Consider the following 3,067-nt stretch of genomic DNA (forward strand, 5'->3'; position numbering starts at 1 on the left):
CGCCGACCGCGCCCGGCCGGAGGGCGGTGCCGGGCCGGGCGCGCGGGCTCAGGTCAGGCAGCCGAGATGGGCCAGCGCCCGCTTGAGCAGCACTCCCTGCCCGCCGGGCATCTCCTGCAGCACCAGATCCGAGGCGGCCTCCTGCGGGCTGAACCACACCAGGTCGAGCGCGTCCTGACGCGGCCTGCAGTCGCCGGCCACCGGCACGACGTACGCGAGTGCGACGGCGTGCTGCCGCGGGTCGTGGAAGGAGGTCACCCCCTGCGTCGGGAAGTACTCGGCGACGGTGAACGGCTGCAGCGAGGCGGGGATCCTGGGCAGGGCCACCGGCCCGAGGTCCTTCTCCAGGTGCCGCAGCAGCGCGTCCCGGACACGCTCGTGGTGCAGGACGCGTCCGGAGACCAGCGTCCGGCTGACCGTGCCGTCCGGCCCGATGCGCAACAGCAGCCCGATCTCGGTGACTTCGCCGGTGTCGTCGACGCGCACGGGCACCGCCTCGACGTAGAGGATCGGCAGCCGGGCGCGGGCCGTCTCCAGCTCCTCGGGCGCGAGCCACCCCGGATTGGTTTCCGTCATGTCAGCCATTGGCTGATCGTACGTTCCCGGGCTGTCCTGCGGGATCATCCTGCCGCTGCGGGCCGGCGAACTCTGCGTTTCGCGCCCCCGGCGAGGACGACCTGCCGGACCGTCAGCGTGCTGCCGAGCCTCGCGCTCAGGCTCACCGGCGGCCCCGGGGCCGGGTGCGCACCGCGAGGTAGCCGGTCAGTGCGCCCAGGGTGACGCAGAGCGGCGTCGCCCTGCCCGGCGAGGGCGGCGGCGTGCGCGGGGCCCGGGTCGACGCCGTCCCTGCGGACCAGCATGTCGGCGACGGCCTCGGCGGACGGCGTGCGCAGCACCAGCAGCCGGCAGCGGGAGCGGATGGTGGGCAGCACGTCCTGGACGGAGGGGGCGCACAGCAGCCAGACGGTGCGCGGCGAGGGCTCCTCCACGCCCTTGAGCAGGGCGTTGGCGGCGGCCTCGGTGAGCCGGTGGGCGGCGTCGACGAGGATCACCGACCAGCGGCCGCCGGTCGGGTAGCTCGCGGCGCGCAGGACCAGGTCGCGCATGTCGCCGACGCCGATGGAGAGCCCGTCGGTGCGCACGTACTTCACGTCGGCGTGGCTGCCGGAGAGCACGGTGTGGCAGCCCTCGCAGAAGCCGCAGCCGGGCGTGCCGCCGAGTTCGAGGTCGGGGCTGGTGCACTGGAGCGCGGCGGCGAAGGCGCGGGCGGCGGTGGTCTGGCCGGCGCCGGGCGGACCGGTGAACAGCCAGGCGTGGGTCATCAGCGAGGCGTTGGCGCCGGGCTCGGCCGGCGCGCCCGCGGTGCGTCCGGCGGCGACGGTGGCCCGTGCCGCACGGGCGGCCGCGGACAGCTGCTCGACCACACGGTCCTGGCCGACCAGGTCGTCCCACACGCTCACGCCGTACTCCCTGCCGTACCCACCGTCCGCCCCGGCCGCCTGCCCGCCGGGTCCGCCACGAGCCTAACGCCCGTCGCCGACACCGCGGGCGGCCATCGGCGCGCGGGCCCCGGCCGGCTCCGGCTCCCGCTCCTCCCCCGGCCCGCCCGCCGGCTCCTCGGCCGCGGGGCGCCGGGCCGACGGCCCGTCGGTGGACGGGCCCTGGATCGCCGGGCCGTGGATCGCCGGACCCTGACCGGACGGGCGCGGAACGGGCAGCGGCACCCCGCGCACCTTGGCGAAGGAGGCCGCCAGGCGGGGCTTGAGCCAGCGGGCGGCGGGCCGCTCGACGAAGCGGTGCACCAGCCAGGAGGCGGCGGTCATCACCACCAGCAGCGTGCCGACCAGCAGCCAGGGGTCGACCCGGTTCCCGAGGGTGTCGATCACCTCCCAGCCGATGTACTCGTGCAGCAGGTACAGCGGGTAGGTGACCGCCCCGGCGGTGGCCAGCCAGCGCCACTGCACGCCGCGGAACCGGTCCAGGGCGACGCCGGCCATCAGCAGGTAGAACACGGCGAGCACCGCCACCACGCCCCACTCGGGCACCGGGTAGCCGGCCTGGGCGGCGACGAAGCGGTAGGTGGGCAGCACCGCCCGGCAGCCCGCCAGGAAGGTGAAGCCGACCAGCAGCCAGAGCAGCAGGTCCGGGCCGAACCGCCGGATCAGGTAGAAGGCCAGGCCGCCGATGAAGAACCAGCAGTACTCGGGCATCGCCAGCACCTGGAGCAGCTGCTCGCCGGGCGCCGCCATCGCGAGCACCCCGGCCGCGCACCAGAGCAGGCAGAAGGCGAGGACCCGGCGGTAGGTGAGGCCGAGCGCCACCACCACCGCGAAGATCAGGTAGAACCGGCCCTCGACCCACAGGCTCCAGTACACGCCGTCGACGTAGGGCGCCCCGAACGGGTACTCCATCATCGTCAGGTTGGTCAGCACGTCCCGGGTCGCCCGCGGGCGGCTGCCGCCCGGGACGGCGGCGAGCACCGCCGTGGTGAGCAGCACCGCGAACCAGTACGCGGGGAACAGTCGCACCACCCGCGAGCTCAGGAAGTCGGCGAGCGAGCGGCCCCAGCAGCTCAGGCAGATCACGAAGCCGCTGATCAGGAAGAACAGCTGCACGCCCATCCAGCCGTAGGCCGCGGGCCGGTAGAGCACCGGGAAGAGCTCGGCGCGCGGGCGGCCCCAGTCCGACCCGAACGCGACGTAGTGGTAGACGACGACCAGCAGGACGGCCAGGAAGCGCAGTCCGTCCAGTGCCAGCAGCCGGCCGCCGGGTCTGCGCGCCGCTTCCGGGGCGGCGGCCTCGGCGGCGCGGGTGGACGGGGCGGCTGCGGCGACGGTCACGGGTACGGGCTTCCTCGGCTGGCTGCGGATGCGGAAAACGGGCACCGCAGTCTTTCAGACCGCGGCGCCCGTCCGTTGCGTCCGCCACCCGTCGGCGGCCTCCGCCGGCCGCCCGCGCGGGCTCAGTCCCGGCGGCGCTTGCGGCCCCAGCCGCGCCGCTCCTGGCCCTCCTGGCCCTCCTCGCCGTCCTCCTCGGACTCCCAGCGGGCCCACTCGTCGCGGGAGCC

Annotated in this window: 2 protein-coding genes and 1 pseudogene; all 3 read right to left on the reverse strand. The window is 75.4% G+C overall.

The window, feature by feature from the left end; genetic code table 11:
- Positions 1-48: 48 nt before the first annotated feature.
- Positions 49-576 (reverse strand): NUDIX hydrolase family protein, encoded by a 528-nt coding sequence (locus tag ABZ641_RS30895; protein ID WP_344627635.1) that lies wholly within the window; start codon positions 574-576, stop codon positions 49-51.
- A 218-nt stretch (positions 577-794) separates the two neighbouring features.
- Positions 795-1,460, reverse strand: a pseudogene (locus tag ABZ641_RS30900) (DNA polymerase III subunit delta'); the annotation flags it as partial.
- A gap of 63 nt (positions 1,461-1,523) precedes the next feature.
- A complete protein-coding gene (locus ABZ641_RS30905) occupies positions 1,524-2,840 on the reverse strand; it encodes an acyltransferase family protein (protein ID WP_359987118.1) in 1,317 nt (438 codons plus the stop codon).
- Positions 2,841-3,067: the final 227 nt, after the last annotated feature.

Source organism: Kitasatospora sp. NPDC007106, assembly GCF_040634455.1.
Lineage (GTDB): Bacteria > Actinomycetota > Actinomycetes > Streptomycetales > Streptomycetaceae > Kitasatospora > Kitasatospora arboriphila.

Coding starts and splice junctions, on each gene's coding strand:
- ABZ641_RS30895 (WP_344627635.1), bottom strand. CDS start 576: ATGACGGAAACCAATCCGGGGTGGCTCGCGCCCGAGGAGCTGGAGACG.